The organism is Poseidonibacter antarcticus (assembly GCF_003667345.1).
GTDB classification, from domain to species: domain Bacteria; phylum Campylobacterota; class Campylobacteria; order Campylobacterales; family Arcobacteraceae; genus Poseidonibacter; species Poseidonibacter antarcticus.
Genome location: NZ_RCWF01000016.1, coordinates 1 through 14,409 on the forward strand (window position 1 = coordinate 1; position 14,409 = coordinate 14,409).

General features: G+C 24.1%; 20 protein-coding genes. 12 read left to right on the top strand and 8 right to left on the bottom strand.

The window, feature by feature from the left end; all coding sequences use genetic code 11:
• Nucleotides 1-177: 177 nt before the first annotated feature.
• The gene (locus D9T19_RS13265) at nt 178-462 is read left to right on the top strand and encodes a hypothetical protein (RefSeq protein WP_121628730.1); all 285 of its coding nucleotides are present in this window, start codon (nt 178-180) and stop codon (nt 460-462) included.
• Nucleotides 463-466: 4 nt separating this feature from the next.
• On the top strand, nt 467-619 hold the full coding sequence (locus D9T19_RS14565) for a hypothetical protein (protein WP_162984590.1): 153 nt from the start codon (nt 467-469) through the stop codon (nt 617-619).
• A gap of 145 nt (nt 620-764) precedes the next feature.
• Here D9T19_RS14565 and D9T19_RS13270 read toward each other — a convergent pair whose 3' ends face one another.
• The 5 genes from D9T19_RS13270 to D9T19_RS13290 all read right to left on the bottom strand — a co-directional run bounded on the left by D9T19_RS13270 (nt 765) and on the right by D9T19_RS13290 (nt 6,255).
• Entirely contained in the window at nt 765-1,721 is a 957-nt protein-coding gene (locus D9T19_RS13270; RefSeq protein ID WP_121628731.1) for a helix-turn-helix transcriptional regulator, read from the bottom strand.
• Nucleotides 1,722-1,801: 80 nt separating this feature from the next.
• Nucleotides 1,802-2,977: a hypothetical protein gene (locus D9T19_RS13275; RefSeq protein WP_121628732.1), complete on the bottom strand. Its 1,176-nt coding sequence runs from the start codon at nt 2,975-2,977 to the stop codon at nt 1,802-1,804.
• A gap of 174 nt (nt 2,978-3,151) precedes the next feature.
• A complete protein-coding gene (locus D9T19_RS13280; RefSeq protein ID WP_162984591.1) occupies nt 3,152-4,966 on the bottom strand; it encodes a lipoprotein N-acyltransferase Lnb domain-containing protein in 1,815 nt (604 codons plus the stop codon).
• Between the two features lie 4 nt (nt 4,967-4,970).
• The gene (locus D9T19_RS13285; protein ID WP_121628734.1) at nt 4,971-5,369 is read right to left on the bottom strand and encodes a hypothetical protein; all 399 of its coding nucleotides are present in this window, start codon (nt 5,367-5,369) and stop codon (nt 4,971-4,973) included.
• 262 nt (nt 5,370-5,631) lie between these two features.
• Nucleotides 5,632-6,255, bottom strand: a complete 624-nt coding sequence (locus D9T19_RS13290; protein WP_121628735.1) for an MYG1 family protein — start codon at nt 6,253-6,255, stop codon at nt 5,632-5,634.
• A gap of 312 nt (nt 6,256-6,567) precedes the next feature.
• Between D9T19_RS13290 and D9T19_RS13295 the strand changes: the two genes are divergently transcribed.
• The 10 genes from D9T19_RS13295 (at nt 6,568) to D9T19_RS13335 (ending at nt 12,578) form a co-directional block, all read left to right on the top strand.
• Complete coding sequence (locus D9T19_RS13295) at nt 6,568-6,804, top strand: hypothetical protein (RefSeq protein ID WP_121628736.1); 237 nt, start codon at nt 6,568-6,570, stop codon at nt 6,802-6,804.
• Nucleotides 6,798-7,028, top strand: coding sequence for a hypothetical protein (locus D9T19_RS13300; RefSeq protein WP_121628737.1), 231 nt, complete (start codon nt 6,798-6,800; stop codon nt 7,026-7,028). Before D9T19_RS13295 ends, D9T19_RS13300 begins: the two co-directional genes overlap by 7 nt.
• 14 nt (nt 7,029-7,042) lie before the next feature.
• Nucleotides 7,043-7,324, top strand: coding sequence for a hypothetical protein (locus D9T19_RS13305; protein WP_121628738.1), 282 nt, complete (start codon nt 7,043-7,045; stop codon nt 7,322-7,324).
• A complete protein-coding gene (locus D9T19_RS13310) occupies nt 7,321-7,647 on the top strand; it encodes a hypothetical protein (RefSeq protein WP_121628739.1) in 327 nt (108 codons plus the stop codon). The genes D9T19_RS13305 and D9T19_RS13310 overlap by 4 nt, the downstream gene beginning before the upstream one ends.
• Before the next feature lie 17 nt (nt 7,648-7,664).
• On the top strand, nt 7,665-7,937 hold the full coding sequence (locus tag D9T19_RS13315) for a hypothetical protein (protein ID WP_121628740.1): 273 nt from the start codon (nt 7,665-7,667) through the stop codon (nt 7,935-7,937).
• A gap of 123 nt (nt 7,938-8,060) precedes the next feature.
• Nucleotides 8,061-8,414: a hypothetical protein gene (locus tag D9T19_RS13320; protein WP_121628741.1), complete on the top strand. Its 354-nt coding sequence runs from the start codon at nt 8,061-8,063 to the stop codon at nt 8,412-8,414.
• Nucleotides 8,407-8,766, top strand: coding sequence for a hypothetical protein (locus tag D9T19_RS13325; RefSeq protein WP_121628742.1), 360 nt, complete (start codon nt 8,407-8,409; stop codon nt 8,764-8,766). Before D9T19_RS13320 ends, D9T19_RS13325 begins: the two co-directional genes overlap by 8 nt.
• 120 nt (nt 8,767-8,886) lie before the next feature.
• The gene (locus tag D9T19_RS14570) at nt 8,887-9,060 is read left to right on the top strand and encodes a hypothetical protein (protein ID WP_162984592.1); all 174 of its coding nucleotides are present in this window, start codon (nt 8,887-8,889) and stop codon (nt 9,058-9,060) included.
• 157 nt (nt 9,061-9,217) lie between these two features.
• Nucleotides 9,218-11,071 carry a peptidoglycan D,D-transpeptidase FtsI family protein gene (locus D9T19_RS13330; protein WP_228198012.1) on the top strand — a complete coding sequence of 618 codons (1,854 nt, stop codon included), beginning with the start codon at nt 9,218-9,220 and terminating at the stop codon, nt 11,069-11,071.
• Between the two features lie 4 nt (nt 11,072-11,075).
• Nucleotides 11,076-12,578 (top strand): leucine-rich repeat domain-containing protein, encoded by a 1,503-nt coding sequence (locus D9T19_RS13335; protein WP_121628744.1) that lies wholly within the window; start codon nt 11,076-11,078, stop codon nt 12,576-12,578.
• Nucleotides 12,579-12,704: 126 nt separating this feature from the next.
• Here D9T19_RS13335 and D9T19_RS13340 read toward each other — a convergent pair whose 3' ends face one another.
• From D9T19_RS13340 to D9T19_RS14745, 3 genes are all read right to left on the bottom strand, one after another.
• On the bottom strand, nt 12,705-13,850 hold the full coding sequence (locus tag D9T19_RS13340; protein WP_121628745.1) for a type II toxin-antitoxin system HipA family toxin: 1,146 nt from the start codon (nt 13,848-13,850) through the stop codon (nt 12,705-12,707).
• Nucleotides 13,843-14,082, bottom strand: a complete 240-nt coding sequence (locus D9T19_RS13345) for a helix-turn-helix domain-containing protein (RefSeq protein WP_121628746.1) — start codon at nt 14,080-14,082, stop codon at nt 13,843-13,845. Before D9T19_RS13345 ends, D9T19_RS13340 begins: the two co-directional genes overlap by 8 nt.
• Before the next feature lie 177 nt (nt 14,083-14,259).
• Complete coding sequence (locus tag D9T19_RS14745; RefSeq protein WP_265936268.1) at nt 14,260-14,385, bottom strand: hypothetical protein; 126 nt, start codon at nt 14,383-14,385, stop codon at nt 14,260-14,262.
• Nucleotides 14,386-14,409: the final 24 nt, after the last annotated feature.

A 14,409-nucleotide genomic window follows, 5' to 3' on the forward strand; every position in this document is an offset into this window, starting at 1 on the left:
ACAGATACAGATTTAAAAATAATTTAAGTTTATATTAATGTTCATGTCCAATTTGACCAAATTGTTTAAACTTACTCAAAGATATAAAAGAAGACTATGTAAAGAAACTTCTCAAGGTTTACTTGCAGTCATTGGTCTAGACTTTTTACTTGGATAATAAATTATTAGGAGAATGTAATGGAAGATAAAAAAGACAATCAAATAAAAATTGAAGCAGCAAAAATAGATATAAAAGTTAGTCATATTAAAGATGATAATAGTAAAGGTTTTGCACCAAAAGTTGTTGTAATTGGTGTTGGTGGTGGAGGATGTAATGCATTAACTCATTTAGCAAAAAATAGTAATTTAAAGGATGTAAAAATGATAGCTACTAATACAGATTTACAACATTTAGATTCAATTGATAATCCAAAAATTGAAAAGATTCAGTTAGGTAAAAAACTATGCAGAGGCTTAGGATAAAAACATGTTGAATTTATTATTTAGAACAAGCGCATATTATGTCATTTGGAAAAAGTTTAAAAAACAAATTATTCTTATTTCATTCTCGGTTGTTCTAATTGTATTGATTGGAATAATTTATGAAGATTTCTTTGATGTATTAAATGTTGTCGGATAAGGAAGCAACCTCACAGTCACTCCCCCCCCCTTAATAACTATACTTGCCACTTTCACGATATACAGCTCAAACACTGAACTAAACTTTTGTGAGACTGGAGTGGTAACTAAAATCCAGACAAAAGACTAAAGAATTTATTTCCTCTTTATTTCAAATATTCTCTCAATTCATTTTCTATCTTATTTTTTAGTTCAATAGGCTTTACAACTTTTACAAATGGTAGCCATGATTTTATAAAACTTTCTATTTCCATAAATTGAGTCATTTTATATGATATTACTAGGTTTCCATTTTCTTTTTTTTCTATAACTTTTTGAGATTTGAAATAGTTTTTTAGTTTAAAATATTTTGCCTTAACTGCATCTACTTCTACAACTATATCTATTAGATATTTTCTAAACTCTTTTTGATATTTTGCAAAAGGTGTTTCCATCGTATCTATGAAGTTAATAATCTCTGGATTTTTTCTATAAGTCTTTTTTGTTTCTTTTATATTTTTAATATGTATTATTCTAAAAGGTGAAAATGAGAATACTTGATCTATAACTTCACTTGCTAAATAAAAGTTTTCATTCATTAGCAATATTTTATATGGATTTATTATATATTCTTCTATTGTTCCATTATTATCATAATCTATTACAATTTGCTTATTATATTTTATACTACGTTCTAGTGTTTGATATATTTCAAAACTATTTTTTCTAGTTTCAATTGCATCATTTTTAAAGCCATATAATTTTTTTGATTCTTTTAGTTGACTTTCTAGTAAAGATCTATCTTCTTTTGAGATATCAAAGTTTTTAAACATATCACTTCTTTGTGCTATATTAAATGTTTGAACAAGTAAAGACATATTTCTAGGGCTATTAACTAAATTATTAAAAAGATCATTTGTAATTGCTTTATAGCATCCTTTTTCACCTTTTACTAAATGAAATGTATCAGGGAAAGAATGTTTAATTACATCTAAATCTCTTCTTATTGTTTTTTCACTCTTACCTTTCCAAAGTTCATCTTCTTGTAAATTAGAAATATATACTTTTTGACCTTCATTAAATCTTTTTAATAATTCTAATACTCTTACTGTTTCATTTGTCATTCTTATTACCTTTTTTCTTATATATAAATTATAACATAGTACTTAGACCTATTTTGTCCAAATAGTATATATTATAAAATCTATCTTTTTAGTATATTTTTCTGAATTGTTAGATATTTAAAATCTTCATTTAATACTTTTATTTGAGCTGTCAATGATTTAAAATCAACATCCATATTTACATGGGCTAATTTGTTTCTAATTTTTCTAACCATTGTTATAACATATGCATATTTTTTAAATAAACCCTCATCGCCTTTATTTGACCATGTTTGATTAATTCTTTTTAATTTATCTTTTATTTCTATATCAATATCTTTTACAACTTTATGATGTGGAAAAAATACTAGTTGATTTACTTTTTTATCTTCTAAAAATAAATTTATAAAAAAATCTTTTACTTGTGTATTTAGTTTAATATCATGTTGTTCTCCTATTAAACTTGTATATTTTGAGATTTTACTTGACATCTTTTTTGTAGATTCAATGATATAAATACCTGTTGCTTCATTTAATAAGGTGATTGCATTTAGTGTATATCCTTTATCTAGAAATAGAGTTGAATAAAATATACTTTGTTCAAAATAATTTAATTTAGATGCATTATCTATATTATTTAATATTTCAACAACTTCATCTAGATGCTTATTTACATTACTATTTGATACACCAAAGCTATCTAACTTTTTTATTGTTTTTTTAATAATAGATGTTTCTTTTGTGAAGGAATAAAAAGAATTGGAAATTAATGATTCAGATATATCTTTTAAATTTTCTAGAATTTCTTTGATATTCTTATTTTTAAAATCACTTGATAATATTATAAGTCTTGAAGAAAATAGTTTTAAGTTTAAAGCAAAGCAATCTAATTCTTCTTCCTTTATTTCATTTAATTTAACTTGTGAAACTGTAGGTATTGGCATACATTCTAGTATTTCAAGAATAGCATTTTGTTTTGATTCTATTCTATTTAATTGAGATGTACTTAGATTATTACTACTTACTGCATAATCAAGCCTTGGAGTTACTTCTTTATTTGTTTTTGGTATTTTTTTTTGAGTTTTTTCTTTTACTATATTTTTATCTATCTCTTCTAGATAGTCCAAGTTTAATGGATTTGAAGAAACAAGTATCTCTTTATCTTCTTTCATCTGAGATAAAAATTCTTCTTTTTCTACCTCTTTTATTTTATCAACTTGAGATTTATTCTCTTCAAAATATTTCTCTATATTTTTATCTTTAAAGTTTAATTCCATTTTACTTCCTTTTTATAGTATTGTTTCTATAAAATAATACTATATCATATAGACATATATTGTCCACTATTATAGTTTACAAACCTTAATAGTTGTATTAAGATAAAAAAGAAGATCAAAGGCTATTAGTGAAATAAGAAAAAATGCTTCAGTATTTTCTTTGTTTATATATATCTAAAAAATATAGTTTAACACAAATCCAAAATCATTATTATATTTTGAGGAAACTTGATTATTTTCAAACTTTATATCAAACCTGATATTTTCTTTTAATTTAATCGACTGTGTTAGATTTAGAGTATTTAATATATTATTCTCATTGTAATTATTATACTGAGAGCTATATGAAATAGTTGATTTCATATCGAAAACCTCATATATCATCATACCTAACTCATTTTTGATATATGTATAAGGTTTAGAGTTTCCATAAGCTAACCCTATTCCTATTAAATCATAAATTATTACATCTTCACTTAATTGTTTTGTTAAACCTTTTAAAAATGATATATTGTAAACTGAATGTTTATTTAATTTTTTATCTAAGTGTTTTGTATAGTTTATTTCTAATTGTTTTGAAAACTGTTTTGTATATTTATCCCAGGGGATTAATGAAGTCATAGAAAAAAGATTAAACTCATCAATATTTATTTTATCATCAATATTTATTTTTAATTCAGCTATTTTTAGACTACTTTCACCATAATATTGTTTATTGTTGTCATAAAGTGTGTGGGAAGCTGGTAATATTTTTAGACTAATTCCACCTTGTTCTTTTCTTCTTGAGATTGATATTTGTGAATCATTTTGTGTTTTAATTGGGTTTTTATATTTTGAGATATCTATTTGAATATCTTTTTCTATTAAAAATTTATAAATATATTCAAACTCTTTTGGTGTTTTATTTCCATTTTTATAAAAATCATACTCTAAATAGGCTAATGCAAATAATCTTTTTAATTGACTTTTATCATTTTTTAGAAAGATTCCTAATTTATCTATATTATTTTTATCAATTGTTTTACTTATTAATTCTGCATCATTTTTATTTATAGATTCTAATAGCATTTTAAAATTCCATAACTTAGATGGTTTTAATGATGTATTTTTTATTATCTCTTCTTTTTTGGCTCTTTTAATTACATCTTTAGGAGTTACCCATAAATTAAAACTTTTATCTTCATTTTTAATCTTTAGATTTAATATATTATTTACTATTGTTGCACAGTTAAAACCTGTGAAATAATATTCAATATCTGTTTGCTTTAATTCCCAGAAATGATATGTAATAAGTTTTAACTCGTAAGAGTTTAATTTTAAAGAATATTCCCATATATTCCTATCTTCTTGTGTTAAATAAGAATATATTTGTTTTGAATAAGGTTTTAATACAAAATATCCATCCATTCCTAAAACAGTACTTTCTAAAGCAAGATAAGGAATATTTAAAGTATCAATCATAGTAAAAAATGAGATAGCATTTTGGACATGATTACCTTTATAATTGATTCCATCAAGTTTAAAAAACAAATGCCCCATCATACTAGAGGGATTACTTACATTTTCAGATACAAAAACCAATGATAACTCAGAAGTATTTGTATTTTTTATATATCTTTGAAAATCATTACAAACAGAGTGTTTAAATTTTTTATCATCTAAATTTAACTCTTTTTTTAACCATAAATATCTTGCTGGATATTTACATCTTGATTTAGTATTATCAAAAAAAAATTCTATTGTTTTAATAAGTTCATTCTTAGCTGAAAAATCATCATAAGAGAGTAAAAAGGACTTTGAGTCTATAGATGATTTTCTATTGTCTTTTTCTAGATGCAATAAACTTTTCCAAATAATATTCTTTGATAAATTCTTATCTAAAGCTTTATTTATTAAGTTTGATTTATAGTCATTAGAAGCAAAAGAAAAAAAAGGAATCATAAGTAAGAAAAGAAAAAATCCTTTCTTACTATTAAAAAAACAATTCATTGAATTATTTACTACACTCAATACTTACAGTATCATCATATTCCCACATTGCACCAGTAACTGCATCAACTGTACTACTTAATAAACTTGTAGCAACAACATTACCCCAAAACCAGGGATTAAGTTTTTTTTCTAATACTATTTCTTCACAGTTAGTATCAGTACTTTTAATAACAAGGTCTTTTGATTCTCTATTTACAGTAATAACCGATGGAGCGTTAAATGTTTGAATAACATCTACACTGTTATCTTTTTCATTTAAATAACCAACAGACATATTTTTAGATTCATCTGAATTTACAGTAATCTTCTGCATATCCCCTCCTCCAAAAATTGTCGCACAACCACTTAATGTAAAAGTAGCTGCAATACCTAACGATAAAACTGAATACATTTTCTTCATTTATTTCCCTTATATTTTTTGTATTTATGTGATATAAATACTTTTAATATAGTAATATATAATGTAGACATATCATGACTTTAAATTTTTTTTAGTATGGGAATTTTTATCATCAAGCTTTTAAATACTCTTTCATAATAATTCTATTTTCTGCAATTGCAAAAAATCCAGAACTATGTACAAACTGCATTTTTGCATCTTGTTTTAAAGCTTTAGCATTTAGTTCAAATGAACCTAGTTTTTTTGGAGGAACTTTTACCTTCTAGTTGTTCTCATTTGTATCTTCCCAAACAACTGCTTTAATATTTGGCATTGTATTGCCATTTATAAAAGTACTCCAATGAGGAGTGTATTTATCTAATTCTATAATATGTTTATTTGATTCAAAGAAGTATGAATTATTTACAATATCTTTTGCTTCTAAAATATCTTCTTCCATAGTTTTCATAGAGTTTAATACTGTAATTGTAAAGTCTACAGCTTTATTAAAGCATATATTTTGTTCTTCATTATTGATTTCTTTAGAATTAAAAGCTCTAATTAATGAAGGGAATTCAAACTCCCCTGCTCTTTTGATTCCAACATCATTTTTATCAATAAGATTTATAAATCTTGAAACTTTTGGATACTCTTTTTCTAATCCTACATAATCCCAAATAAGACCAGCTGAGCTTTTACCACCTTTATATTGGTGATGATCAAAATATTTTACACCATCAAATTTTCTTCCAATATCTATAAGCATATCAAAGTTTGAGAAATCTTCTGTACTATGATCTACTCTATTTACTACAATGGTATCTTTTTTAAATACTTTTAATAATGCAATTGCAGTAATTTCATCTGCATGAAATATTTTATTATGTGTTGCTATTTGTTTAATCATATCTTTCCTTCTTTTATAAAAAAAATTATATGATACTTTTTGGACATATAGTGGCTAAATATTTTATTCCCCTTGGAATTGGGTCGGTGTTGTAATGTATAACTCTTATAGTTTTATAAAAATTATTAAATCTGATTATAAATTTATCATTATGTTAACAACTGAACATATTACACATTTATAAACCTTTATAAAGAAACTAATCATCTCAATTTTTATTAAAGTTACACTTTTCTATTTTAATTATATATAGACAAAATATGTCTATTTTTTACATTATAATTTCCACATAACAAATATAAAGGAAACAAAATGATTATTACATACCATGCAGGACAAAGGTTTTTAGAAAGAGTTATTCATAAAATTGATTTTACAAAATATGAAGTACATAGAACAGTTGAATATCTGCAAAGGGTATTTAAAGATGTAGTTCCCTCTTCAAAGGTTGCATACTTACCTCTTCCAGGATTTGAGAGTAATTTTCATGCTGTTTATAAAGATAATACTATTTTAACAATAGTTCCAAAAAAGGATAAGAAATGCTAAATGATATACAAAAAGAATTCGATTCAAATATTAGAAAATTAGCTGAAAATAGTTTGTTAAAAAAACTAAAGAAGCAAGGTCTATGTAGAAGTGATATTGCAGAAGAAAAATATGAGGAACTTATTGAACTAGAAATGGACATTATGAAATCTGATGGCAAGAAAGTAGGTACTGGATTAGCTATAGGTATTGGTATTAGTATATTAACTGGTGGATTATTTTAATAAAGGAAAAATAAATGAATACAAAAGAAGTAGAATTAATCATCGATGGAAAATCAAATAAATCAACAAGTGGAAAAATCTGGACTATTACAAAGTTTTTAACATCTTGTGGATGGAATACAGGAAAGTTTGTTGTAAAAAATACTCCTACTGCATTAGGTGCAGCTTGGGAAATAAAAAAAGAAGTAACTGAAACAATTGTTGATGTTCATAATGAATATATAAAAGAACAAAAAGAGTTAGCAATGGAAGAAAAAATCAAAATGCTTTCTAAACCTATAAAGGATATTAGATGATTTTTAAAAAAATATATGAAACTGTTGAATTTTTATATGATGTATATCTTTATAGGTTTAATTTTTGGGATAAGTCTCTAAATGAAGATGTTTATATTCCATTAGATATAAAAACAAGCGAAGCGTATCTTAATATAAAGAATAATCCATCTGAGAATACTTTATCAAAATGGGAAGAAATGAAAAGTAAAATCGATGAAAATAATAAGATATATCTTTTTAGGTCTTGCCCAAAGTCATGGAGACAATTATGTGGTAGAGAAGGTATTGCTTTAATGAATAATAAAGAAATTAAAGCTTTTATTCAAACTCAAATGAATTAGATGAAAGGAGCTAATAAATGAGCCCAGAAAAACTATTAGAAAATTCAATAAATTCTATTAAAGAAGGTCTTAATACTGTTGGAAATAAATATGATAATCATATTAGAGAAAAAGCAGTAGAAAAAGTTAATGAAAAGATTCATGATAAAGGATTAAATATTGACCAAATTGAACAAGATGATTATGAAGCTATGGTTAGTGATCTTTCAAAAGATATAAAAGAAGACTATGCAAAAAAAGCTTCACAAGGTTTACTTGCAGTTATTGGTCTAGACTTTTTACTTGGATAATAAATTATTAGGAGAATATAATGGAAGATAAAAAAGATAATCAAATTAAAATTGAAGCAGCAGAAATAGATATAAAAGTTAGTCAATTAGGTAAAAAACTATGTAAAGGTTTAGGATAAGAATATGTTGAATTTACTATTTAAAACAACTGCATATTATGTTATTTGGCAAAAATTTAAAAAACAAATTCTTCTTATTTCATTTTCAGTTGTTTTAATTGGTTTTATTGGAATGATTTATGATGATTTATTTGATGTATTAAAAGTTACAGATAAAGAAAGTATTGGAATTTTACTATTTACAAAATGGTTTTTTATATCTTTCATTATTGCAATAAATATTTATGCTCTAAGAAAAACTAAAATTAAAGAAAAAAAAGAATTAAAACCTGTAAACCCAAAAACACAAGAAATTCTTAAAAAAGAAAAAGTTTTAACAAGAACAGATTTGATTTTAAAAAAGTATTTAAATGAGTAAAGTATTTCTAATCTTAACTATCTTGGTTTATTTTACTTCTTGTTCTTCTGTAAAAAAGAATGAAAAATACTATCAAGCAAAATTTTGTAATGATTTAAATGGTGTTATGGAATATACATTAGTAGATAAAACAAGAGTAGATTGCTTAACAGACGAATATGCTATTGAGGTTGATTGGGCAAAAAAATGGGCTCAAGGAATTGGACAATCACTTTATTATTCTCAAATGACAAATAAAAAAGCAGGTATAGCTTTGATTACATCATCTAAAGATAAAAGATTTATAAAAAGAGTTGAAAAACTATCTAATAAATTTGATATTAAAATTTTTATCATTGAAAAAGAGGATTAATTATAAAAAAATAATTGGTCAAAATAGGTCTATGTCTTTTAATATAATTTTACAGTTTTTAATTAAAGACTAAATACAACTATATTATTTATAGTTAATTTACACACAAGGATGTTTTAAATGAAAAAATTAGTTTTATCTACTTTAATGTTAGGTCTATTATCTATGTCAGCTTATGCAATAACAGGTTTTTTAAAAGGTGAGCAAATTTCTGGAATGAATAAGTTTTGTTATTATTCTAATGATACTATTATTACAGTAAAGTCATATGAACTTTGTCCTCTATCTAATTAGTTAAATATTAGAGTAAGAAGTAAACAATCATGATATATGATGCTTGTTTATTACTGAATATAAAAATCTTAGTTAAATACTTTCAAAAAAACTTAAATAATATTTTAAAAATATGAAAAAATTAATAATCTCTAGATAACAACTAATGGAGTTAATTGTGTTAAATCAAGAAGAGGATAAGCAAAGAGTTAAAAAGATATTTTGGACTTTGTTAACTATTATTGTTCTATTAAGCATCTTAATATTTTCAATTTTTAAAACTATAAAAAATGATAGAAGAATACCTACTTTAGATATTACAAAAAAAGAATTAGCAGTTAGAGGAAATATATATAGTAGTGATGGATTTAAAATGACTAGCTCAAAAAAACTATATAAAGCATCAATTGATACAAGATATTTAGATCTTGATAAGAAGGAGTTATTTATCACCCTATTTTCTATATATAGTAATATCTCTTATAAAAGAATATTAAAAAAAGTTAATAAGTCTTTAAAAAAACCTGGTAATTTAGTTTTATCTTACAACATTGATTCAAGAAGTGCAAAGAATTTAAAAGAGCTTGGATATAAACTTATTCAATTGAAAGTATTTGTTTCTAAAAGAGTCAATGGTAATAAAGTATTAAAAGCCTTAGATGTAAGAGAAAGTGGTGAAAAAAGAGTTTATTCCTATGAAAATACATTAACACCTGTTGTGGGATATATTAGAAAATATGAATCTAAAAATGGAAAGACAAAAGTTAAAGGTATAAAAGGTTTAGAAAAGAAGTTTGATACGATTTTAAATAATACTACAGATGGAGTATTAAGTGGAAAAAGAGATGTTTTATCTTATATCACATTTGATAAAGATTCTACAATGAAACAAAGAATTGATGGTGCTGATTTATATTTAAATATATCATTAAAACTACAAAAGAATGTTGAGATGATTTTAGATATTTATAAAGAACAATTAAAAGCAGATGAGATAATTGTTTCTATAATGGAAAGTAAAACTGGAAAAGTAATATCTTTTGCATCATCTAATAGATTTAATCCAAGTAGAATTTTACAAAGTGATATTCCTTCTTTAAATGTAAAAGGAATTGAATATCCTTTTGAACCAGGATCTGTTATTAAACCAATTACAATTTCACTAGTTTTAGATAAAAACAGAGTTAAAAAAAAACAACTTTTCTCAGCATATAATAAAAAAGGGAAAGCAAATAAAAAAGGTGAATATCCTAAAGGAAAGTATAAAATAGGAAGACATACAATAGGTGATGATCATAGATTTAAAAAGCATCTTCTTACAATTGAAGATATTGTAGTTTTTTCTTCAAATATTGGAACTTTACAACTAGCACAAAAATTAAGTGGGAAAGAGATATTAGAAGGAATGAAAAGTTACGGTTTTGCAAAAAGAAGTGGTATTGAATTACCATATGAAAGAACAGGTATATTCCCTTCTTTAAAACAATTATCAGCAGGTGAAAGTAGAAATGAAGATAATGTTTATAAAGCAACTGTATCTTATGGACAAGGAATGACTTCCACATTTATGCAAGTACTTAAAGCTTATACAGTTTTTAATAATGAAGGAAAGATATCTACACCTAGATTAATATCTCATATAAGTAATAATGAAGGGAATTACACACAAATCAAAAAAGAACAAAAAACAATAATTTCTAAAAAAACTGCAAAAACAATTAAAGACTTTCTTGTTCAAACTGTAGAAAAAGGAACAGGACGATCAGCAAGAATAGAAGGATTAGAAATTGGTGGAAAAACAGGAACAGCACAAATTGCACAAAGAGGTCAATATCAAAAAAAATATATTAGTTCTTTTTTTGGCTTTGCTAATGATAAAAAAACATCTTATACCATAGGAGTTACTGTATTTAACCCAAATTCAAAAGGTAGGAATTGGTATCAATATTATGCTTCTAAATCAGCAGTACCTGTGTTTAAAGAATTAGTAAATATTCTTTTACAACAAAAATATTTAAAAATAAAGGATTAATTATATGAGTCAAGAAATAAATAAAGAAATAAGCTTTGGAAATATAAACATAGTTTCAACAGCAGAAGTAATAAAAATAAGAGATACTGAACAGTCAATTATTAATTGGATGATACTTTCATTTGATAACTATAAATATATAAAAGAACATCTTACTTTTAAAGATTTTACTTTTAAAACTCATTCTATAATTTTTGAATATATAAACAGAAGTGAAGATAAATTTTTAGAAATGATTGATTCTAATAAGTTTAATAATGCACTATTAAGTGCTTTTATTGAAAGAAGTGCCTATGTATTAGGAAGTAAAAATATTGTAAAAGAAGAATCTGTTTTAAATATACTTTCAAAAGCACCAAGTATTAATATTGATGAAGATATAAATTTTATTTTATTTTATGCAATGGAAAAAAAATATGCAATAGAAAATAAAAAAAGTGAGAATCATATTGCTTTATTTACATTTGATGATTTAATTTCTAGATCAACTGCTAAATTTATTGATAATAGATTAGTTGAAGTAGAAACAAGTTATATAGAAAGTATTCCCTCTGAGTTATGTGATACTGCAATTGCTACATTTGAATCATTAATGGAACAGATTAATTTACAAAACTCTGATATAGAAGTTAATATATCCGATGATGTGATTAATTCAATACCCCATATATATTTTGAGATTAAAAAAGATATTAAGATTAAAAAAGACAAAGAACAAAAAGAGCAAGAAGCATTTAGAACTTTATATAAATGGGCAGATAAATATAACTTAAGTAAAGAAGAATTTCCAAGAGAACCTTTTGATCTTTTAGCACTAAAAATATTAGTTTTAGATCATAAAAAAATAAAAGAGATACCCAAAGAATTAGTTTTATTAAAAAAATTAGAATATATAGATTTAAGTTTTAATAAAATCACTTCTCTTCCTGAAGAATTTACGGAGCTTAAAAGACTTAAATTTTTAGTTCTAAAAGGAAATAATATCACTTCTCTTCCAAAGGATATCGATAAATTAAATCAATTGATATATCTTTGTTTTTGTATGAATGCTATAAAAGAAATTCCTAATAAATTATATAAATTAAATCAATTAGCAAACCTTTGTATGCATGACAATAAGTTAACTTTTATTTCTGAAGACATAAATAAGTTAAATAAGTTAAGAAAAGTATCTTTTTCAAACAACTATATACAAACTCTTCCTAATACAATTGATACATTAAAGAATTTAGAAAGATTAGAGTTTGAAAATAATCATATTAAAAAGATAGATTTTCATATTTTAAAATTATCAAAATTAAATCATATTGCTTTTGATGATGAATTATTGGAACCTATATTAGAAAATAAAGATTCAGTATTAAATGTAAATACAATCAACCTAAGTGAATCAAAATTAAACAAAGATTCTGAATTTATTAAAAATTTATCCTTTGAAATCCAAGATACACAATGGGTTGAAAAAGAAGACAAGAGAGAAAATGGATGTGTTTTTTTATCAAATTGATACGGGATTTATGAACAGCCCCAATTAAAACTTAATTATTGATCTTTTTTAAAAGTGTTCGGGAGTGTTCAAATAAACTCCGAACACTGTTCAGATGAAACTGTTTTTATATTCATTGTTAATACTCTATCTAGAAAAAGAAACTAATAAGTTTTTTAACACTTCTGTCTTATCAATATGTTTCTCTGTTTTTAATCTTTCTAGTATTGATTTTTTAATCTTATTAATAGCTATATCACATTGATCTATAGCTTCTGCGATTTCTTGTTTTGAAAGGTCACAAGCTTGAATACCAAATCTTTCTAAATAGTTTTTATTCCACCATTTTTTACTTCCAAGAAGAAGTAAGGCAGGAATATCTTTTTTTATATAAACTGTAGTTGATACTACATCATAAGCAGGTGCTAGTTTGATATCATCAAGATTATGATAAATAAGTCCAAAATTTTTAAGATGAGCATCACCATTTTTTAACATATAATTTAAATATGTCATTTTAAAATATTGAATAAGTGAAGATTTCTTATGTCTAGGTGAAACAAAAGTTTTTATAGCTTTTGCAACTTGTTCATATGAACCTTCATATTTATCATCTCTTTGCTTACCCATTAATACACACATATCCTCAAATCCAATATATTTATTCTCAACTTTATCAAATCGTTTCATGATAAATAGCTTTTCATCATTTGATATGTAAAACTCAGGTACATCTATTTTGGATTCTCTTACAATTTCCATGCAATAATATTCATTTATGGCAAGTTCTTTATAATCTTCTCCCCAAGACTTCACAATATAATCATCAATTTTCATTGTAGCTTTATTTCTAATTGTAGCTAATACCTTTGGCTGAACTCCACTAAGAGCTGAATTTAATGCAAATTTATTAACAAGCTCATCAAAAAGTGTATCTTTTTTTGAATGTAAAAGATCATCTAAAGTATAATCATTATTAATTTGTTCAAAGTTAGGTTTATATGATAATCTTCCTTTTATAGAATTTGACATTATATTTAATAAACCAAAATCATCAGTTTTTCTTAGCTTTGAAAAATGTTTTTTGATAATAGATAATAAATAACCTTCAGGTAAATGCATTTCAAATATAGGATGAAGTTTATTATGTATAAATGGTTTATTTCGTACAGACATAATCAAAGATATAAAATCATTTTTATTAGCATTTTCATATGAAAATATAAACTCATCATCTTCTTTTATTAATTTTCCAATAGACTTAGAATTTACTTTGATATTTAACTTATCCATTTATAATATCCTCAAAAGTAGGAAAAGGAGATTTCTCTTTTAAACTTAACTCATAACCTAAATAATCAACAAGTTGTAAAACCTTTTTTAAACCAATATCATTGAAAGAACCACTTTCAAAATTACTTATAGTTGCTCTTGATATATGTAAATCATTAGCAATAGTTTGTTGTGATATTTTTTTACTTTTTCTTAAACTTGCTAATTCTTTTCCTAGTTCATAAAAATCCATGAAAACCCTTAGTGTATAAAATATTAGACATTATATAATTTAATATATGTCTTGTCAAATATTTTATACAAAATTCATTGAGAAATACAATTATATTAAAATCTCATAATAAACACTAGGACCTTTACCATAGCTTTTAAATGTATCATTTTTAGAATATTTTGATTATGAGCTTAATTAAAATTCTATCTTACAATTTTTTCTTGAGTATAGTTTTTTAGATTTTATTGTTCTTGTTACTGGATTAAATCCCCATGTAACTCTTTGTTTGAGTTTAGGGATTTTGATAGTTTGTTTTTTCATAAGAGACTCCATATTTTTATTTAT

Coding starts and splice junctions, on each gene's coding strand:
- D9T19_RS13270 (WP_121628731.1), bottom strand. CDS start 1,721: ATGACAAATGAAACAGTAAGAGTATTAGAATTATTAAAAAGATTTAAT.
- D9T19_RS13345 (WP_121628746.1), bottom strand. CDS start 14,082: ATGGATTTTTATGAACTAGGAAAAGAATTAGCAAGTTTAAGAAAAAGT.
- D9T19_RS13305 (WP_121628738.1), top strand. CDS start 7,043: ATGAATACAAAAGAAGTAGAATTAATCATCGATGGAAAATCAAATAAA.
- D9T19_RS13285 (WP_121628734.1), bottom strand. CDS start 5,369: ATGAAGAAAATGTATTCAGTTTTATCGTTAGGTATTGCAGCTACTTTT.
- D9T19_RS13315 (WP_121628740.1), top strand. CDS start 7,665: ATGAGCCCAGAAAAACTATTAGAAAATTCAATAAATTCTATTAAAGAA.
- D9T19_RS13280 (WP_162984591.1), bottom strand. CDS start 4,966: ATGAATTGTTTTTTTAATAGTAAGAAAGGATTTTTTCTTTTCTTACTT.
- D9T19_RS13265 (WP_121628730.1), top strand. CDS start 178: ATGGAAGATAAAAAAGACAATCAAATAAAAATTGAAGCAGCAAAAATA.
- D9T19_RS13300 (WP_121628737.1), top strand. CDS start 6,798: ATGCTAAATGATATACAAAAAGAATTCGATTCAAATATTAGAAAATTA.
- D9T19_RS13310 (WP_121628739.1), top strand. CDS start 7,321: ATGATTTTTAAAAAAATATATGAAACTGTTGAATTTTTATATGATGTA.
- D9T19_RS14745 (WP_265936268.1), bottom strand. CDS start 14,385: ATGAAAAAACAAACTATCAAAATCCCTAAACTCAAACAAAGAGTTACA.
- D9T19_RS14565 (WP_162984590.1), top strand. CDS start 467: ATGTTGAATTTATTATTTAGAACAAGCGCATATTATGTCATTTGGAAA.
- D9T19_RS13335 (WP_121628744.1), top strand. CDS start 11,076: ATGAGTCAAGAAATAAATAAAGAAATAAGCTTTGGAAATATAAACATA.
- D9T19_RS13320 (WP_121628741.1), top strand. CDS start 8,061: ATGTTGAATTTACTATTTAAAACAACTGCATATTATGTTATTTGGCAA.
- D9T19_RS13340 (WP_121628745.1), bottom strand. CDS start 13,850: ATGGATAAGTTAAATATCAAAGTAAATTCTAAGTCTATTGGAAAATTA.
- D9T19_RS14570 (WP_162984592.1), top strand. CDS start 8,887: ATGAAAAAATTAGTTTTATCTACTTTAATGTTAGGTCTATTATCTATG.
- D9T19_RS13290 (WP_121628735.1), bottom strand. CDS start 6,255: ATGATTAAACAAATAGCAACACATAATAAAATATTTCATGCAGATGAA.
- D9T19_RS13275 (WP_121628732.1), bottom strand. CDS start 2,977: ATGGAATTAAACTTTAAAGATAAAAATATAGAGAAATATTTTGAAGAG.
- D9T19_RS13325 (WP_121628742.1), top strand. CDS start 8,407: ATGAGTAAAGTATTTCTAATCTTAACTATCTTGGTTTATTTTACTTCT.
- D9T19_RS13295 (WP_121628736.1), top strand. CDS start 6,568: ATGATTATTACATACCATGCAGGACAAAGGTTTTTAGAAAGAGTTATT.